Source organism: Bilophila sp. 4_1_30 (assembly GCF_000224655.1).
GTDB classification, from domain to species: domain Bacteria; phylum Desulfobacterota; class Desulfovibrionia; order Desulfovibrionales; family Desulfovibrionaceae; genus Bilophila; species Bilophila wadsworthia.
On the sequence record NZ_JH114233.1, the window covers coordinates 151,265 to 156,206 of the forward strand.

Annotated in this window: 4 protein-coding genes; 2 read left to right on the top strand and 2 right to left on the bottom strand. The window is 55.4% G+C overall.

All coding sequences use genetic code 11. From position 1 onward, the window contains the following. Positions 1-302 precede the first annotated feature (302 nt). Complete coding sequence (locus HMPREF0178_RS12835) at positions 303-1,790, bottom strand: helix-turn-helix transcriptional regulator (protein WP_009368476.1); 1,488 nt, start codon at positions 1,788-1,790, stop codon at positions 303-305. Positions 1,791-2,184: 394 nt separating this feature from the next. Then, the gene (locus HMPREF0178_RS12840) at positions 2,185-2,952 is read right to left on the bottom strand and encodes a hypothetical protein (RefSeq protein ID WP_009368477.1); all 768 of its coding nucleotides are present in this window, start codon (positions 2,950-2,952) and stop codon (positions 2,185-2,187) included. Between the two features lie 213 nt (positions 2,953-3,165). Between HMPREF0178_RS12840 and HMPREF0178_RS12845 the strand changes: the two genes are divergently transcribed. Further along, a complete protein-coding gene (locus HMPREF0178_RS12845) occupies positions 3,166-3,687 on the top strand; it encodes a V4R domain-containing protein (protein ID WP_005024814.1) in 522 nt (173 codons plus the stop codon). A gap of 3 nt (positions 3,688-3,690) precedes the next feature. Next, positions 3,691-4,617 carry a GGDEF domain-containing protein gene (locus tag HMPREF0178_RS12850; RefSeq protein WP_009368478.1) on the top strand — a complete coding sequence of 309 codons (927 nt, stop codon included), beginning with the start codon at positions 3,691-3,693 and terminating at the stop codon, positions 4,615-4,617. Positions 4,618-4,942: the final 325 nt, after the last annotated feature.

Consider the following 4,942-nt stretch of genomic DNA (forward strand, 5'->3'; position numbering starts at 1 on the left):
GATCCGTTTTTCTTCCGAACAGTGTTCGGAAGAAAAACGGATCGCTCCTGTCGCGTCAGAAGATCCCGCCACGGTTATACTTACCGAAAAAAAAGACCGTTTCCGCGTTAAAAAAATGTATATGCGTAACAATACAAGATGATACCTTCATATCACTAAAAACCGTACGGCCCATTCCCCTGCCTGAGATAAGGGATTCAATAAGGTCAAAAGTCTTGGGAGGGGAAGAGGGGGAGGTTTTGGAGGGGGGGAAGGGGGACCCTTCTACAGAAGGGTCCCCCTTCCCCCCTCCAATCATTCCGCTAATCCTTCACAAAATATCCGGCATCCCTGAAAAGCTGCTTGGCATCGGCAACGGTGAAGCCCTGCCACTCGGCGGAGCACTCGGCGTCATTCCGAGGCACGGCGCCGGTTTCCACGACCACAACGTTCGCGCCCCACTCAAGCGCCTCCTTGCGGGGGGGATGAACACAGATGTCCGGTACGTTCACACCTCCGCAGATACGGGTGATCGCCACAATCTGGGCAAGTCGAAGATCCGGAAGAGGATCGTGCGATTCAAAGGGCGTACCCTTGACGTTGATGCGGGCCATTGCGCCGCTCAAGGCCGCGCCATTGGAAAGTGCCGCCATGAGCACGTCCGCAATCTCATCATCCGTGTGCTCAGGACCCACTGGCTCCACCAGATGCGCCAGCTTGAGATCCGAATCCCGCACCGCCGCCAGCGTGGCCTTGCGCTCCTCAGGCCGGAAGCATGTCGTCCGCCCTTCCCCAAGCCGCAGGGAGTGATACACGACATCGATGCCCGACGCGATCATCGCCCGCGCCTCAAGCGGCCCGAACTCGCCGGTATTCACCACCAGCCCGTAATTCCCGGGAACAGCCTCGCGCACCTTTTTCGCCAGCGCGCACAAGCGGTTAAGCCCGTAAAATTCCGTTGTCCGCAACGTCACCCACGACGCGCCCTCATCCACGAAAGCCCGCGCCGCCTTGATGATCGCTTCATCGCTCCATTCATGCGGTTCCGTAATCAGGCCCCACTTTTCGCCGAACGCGCAAAACCCGCAGTTCATCGAGCAGGGGCGGCAATCGATGCCGATGGCGCTCCACACCCGCCCTTCGTTGCCGACCACAATATGCGCGATATCCCGGGCCGCACGCCCAAGGTAGGCCGCTTCTTCCGAATCCGGCGCAAGGGCCAGCAAGCGCAACACCTCATCCCGCGAAACAGGCATACCGCGCAGTGCCCGATTTTTGAGCGCGTCAATGAAAGAATAGGTATCCATATGTACGGCTCCGGCAAAAGGTTGAGGTGTCCCGCAACCGCAAGAGGCGGGTGGAAAAGGCGATCCGGAGGACAGGAACACCTCCTGCGGAGATAGGGAAACGGAATGCTCCGGCATAGGGCATGGTTCCGAATTCATGCCTGAGCGCGCATCCTGCAAAAACAAGAGCAAATTGGCGATGAAAGCCTGATGCGAAGTCAGCGTGCGCATCCATTGGTCGAGACAGTGCCCGCCTTTTTCCGTCAGCGTGTACCGCTTGCGGGCCGGACCGCTGTTCTCAAGCTCCCAGTCCGACTCCAGCACCCCCTCCTGCTCCATATTCCTCAACATCCGGTAGACGCCGGTGGCATCCGGAGGCTGTTTGCGGAAAAGGCTTGTTTCCGCAAGGCGTTGGACCACAAGATATCCGTGCAGTGGCCCGGAGGACAGTACCGCCAAAATTACAGGCTGCACGAACCGGGGAAGGTTCGCTCCCGAGCAGGGACAGTTGTCTAGCTCCATCATCAGACTAGCTCCATTAGTTGATATAACTATTTTCTAAACGTAAGCCCCTGTCAAGGCTTTTTTGCTATCTACAAAAAAATATATTTAAGCGGAATTTTATTATTGATTGTAATAACAGTATATTGCAACAAAATATTGCCGTCCGTTGACATTGGATTTATGCTTGTATCAACTATAGATATATCTAATCGCAGTTCCTCTTCATATACCGCAAAAAGGGCAAAAGCACGCCAACCGGAACGGGAACACTTTGAAGATACGGACAAACGTCCTGGCGGCCTCAGGCCCCAGATATAAACAGGGGGTCCCGAGTCAGCCTGAACCGCCCCGGAACCCCTCTGTCCGCGCCCCAAAACATACCTGGCGCAATTCTCTTCATTTCCAGCTTAATCCGTCATTTCGATATGAACCCCCAAGAAGTGAGCAGATAAGTCAACTGGTTCGCTGACATATCGATATTCACGGCATAAACGGGATCGGCGGTATGTTCAATGAGGATGGCTTCCTCTTTGGAAGGATCTTTGACGGTGGAGGCAAGCGCCTTGAAAAGGCCCTGCGTCGTGAACAAGACGGAACAGGCCCCCTCAGTGGCGGTGGAAAAGACATTGAGGCGCTTGCGCATGGCCGTCCAGCATTCGTCGTCGCTCTTTCCCTGTGCCGCAAGCTGATAAAGATCGGCATGGCCCATCGCGGGCTGCACGGTTATCGGCATACAATCCTGGGCGCGCAGGTCGTCGAACACCCGCGCGAGGAGCGGATCGCTCATATTCGCATACAGGATTACCGCAACCGCCTTGCCCTCTTGGAACTGCACCACGCAAGTCCAATCGGCCTCCATCCACTTGAACGGAAGCTGGAGCATGTCGGCGTTGTCGGTGGGTTTTGCGCCGAGCGCTTTCGCCTCATCTTCGGACATGCCGAGCGAGAAAGCCCCGATGCCGCGCTCCCCGGTGGGAGCGGGCTTTTCGGCGGAAGCGGCTGATTCCGAGTTTGCGGTATGGACGTCGGCATCAGCGCCGGAAGGAACCTTGGCGGGAACGGGGGCGGAGGGTTGGGCCGCCTCGGCGGAGGCAGGTTTCACTTGAGCCGTAAGCTGATCATCCGCCAGTGCGACGGAAGAGGCGAACAGCACGGCGGCAAGGCCGAAAAGGATATGTTTCATGATTGAGCCCTCTCAAATTGTCGTGTGCACGGAACGCCGCGCACTGCCAGTGCCAGACAGGAAATCATCCCTTTTGTCAAGGCTGATGGAGGTATGATTGAAGCCCGGCGCAAAAAGGGAGTTGTAGGGTTATAATAAAGAACATATTGATTTCATTTGAAGACAACGGTATATTCCGCCAGCCCTTCTTCTTTTATTATCACGGGAGAGACTATGGAAAACCGTCTTTATGCCTTTGACTGGAAGTATATCGGTGACATGGAGCTTGGCCGCCCCAACCTTGGCAAGACGGCTCGCCTTGAAATCTACAGGCTCTTCCAATATACTTTACGGGACGTACTTGAGACTGAATACGGTACGGAACAGTCCGACAGGCTGTTATATAAAGCGGGATTCCTCGCTGGGACAGAATTCTGCAAACGGTACGTAGGAGAATGCGCATCATTCAGCGATTTCGTCGCTAAGGTTCAGGCCGCCCTTGAAGAGATGAATGTCGGCATCCTCCATGTTGAGCGGGCCGATATGGACAAGCTTGAGTTCACGCTCACGGTGGCGGAAGATCTGGACTGTTCCGGACTCCCGGATTTGGGACATGTCGTCTGCACCTACGACGAAGGTTTCATTTCGGGCCTTTTTAAGAGTTTTACGGGTAAATCTTTCGAAGCCAAGGAAGTTGACTGTTGGTGTACGGGCGACAGAACGTGCCGCTTTGAAGTCAAACCGGCTACCGAGTGATACATGACAGCTCCCCTTTCGACAGACGAAGCGACAGCGCTTCTTTCGTCCATCCTCATGGATCCCCAGTGGTCTGTGGATTCCATCGCCGACTTGCCTAAAGACGATCCTTTCGGCAAGCTCTGCTATGATTTGGCCGAAATCCGCGCGCACGTACAAGCTTTGTCCAAGGGAGACCTGAGCAGAGGGAGCAAGGCGCGCGGATTCGTGGCCGGATCACTCAAGGCTACAGAGGCCAACCTGCGTCATCTTACGTGGCAGATGGAACGCGTCGCACAGGGGGATTATTCTCAATCCGTGTCGTTCATGGGGGATTTCTCCAAGGCATTCAACAAGATGAGCCGGGAGATGCACAGCAAGGCCGAGGAGCTTTCCCGGCTGCTCGAACGGTACCGGATGTCTACGGACGAGGATATTCTGACCGGGCTCCTCAACCGGCGTACATTCTTCAAATTGGCCATGAGCGAACTCCGCCGCGCAAAGGAATCCTATCAGGATTCCCATTCGGCGCTCTGCCTCGCCCTTGCCGATCTCGACAACTTTAAAAACGTGAATGACCACTTCGGGCACGCCAATGGAGACAGGGTTCTCCAGCTCTTCGCCTGCCGCCTGCGGGAAGCCTGCCGGGCCGATGATCTGTGCTGCCGTTTCGGGGGCGACGAGTTCATCATCCTGATCCCTCGAATGGCCAAAGATGAAAGCGTCGAACACGTCAACCGATTACGAGAAGCCTGCTCGCTGGCCCCCATTTCCGGCCCGGCCGCGGAACTGAACATCACCGCCAGCTTCGGCCTATCCTTTATCGGCGAATCCGAACTGCTCAATACCTTCAATTCCGTCGAAATCCTTGAACATGCCATCCAGATCGCCGACCACCGCCTCTCCCGTGCCAAGCAGGAAGGACGGAACCGTGTCTGTTCCGCAGGATAAGCGATGCCGGAAAGGGAATTCTGAAAAAGCTTTTTCCTCTCTTTCCCAAACCCGCCGGGGCGGATTGCGCACCCCCTCTTTCCAAAGCTATCCCTGCCTATTCGAATCCCGCGTTCCCTGCATACAAAAACCACCCGAAATAATTCCACCTTTTCTAATCCTTTCAGCATTGTAGCGGCTCATGAACAAACCACGCCTCCACGCTTAAAAGGAGAAACAGAGTGCCGTGAGGAACCCTTCCACGCAACACTCTGCCCTTTCAGGAAAACTGCAAACAGGGATTCGATAAGATCAAAAATCTTTGAAGAGGGAGAGGAGGGGGTCC

Excerpts from the sequence above, each read along its gene's own strand:
- HMPREF0178_RS12845 (WP_005024814.1), top strand. The coding sequence starts at position 3,166 with ATGGAAAACCGTCTTTATGCCTTTGACTGGAAGTATATCGGTGACATG.
- HMPREF0178_RS12850 (WP_009368478.1), top strand. The coding sequence starts at position 3,691 with ATGACAGCTCCCCTTTCGACAGACGAAGCGACAGCGCTTCTTTCGTCC.
- HMPREF0178_RS12840 (WP_009368477.1), bottom strand. The coding sequence starts at position 2,952 with ATGAAACATATCCTTTTCGGCCTTGCCGCCGTGCTGTTCGCCTCTTCC.
- HMPREF0178_RS12835 (WP_009368476.1), bottom strand. The coding sequence starts at position 1,790 with ATGATGGAGCTAGACAACTGTCCCTGCTCGGGAGCGAACCTTCCCCGG.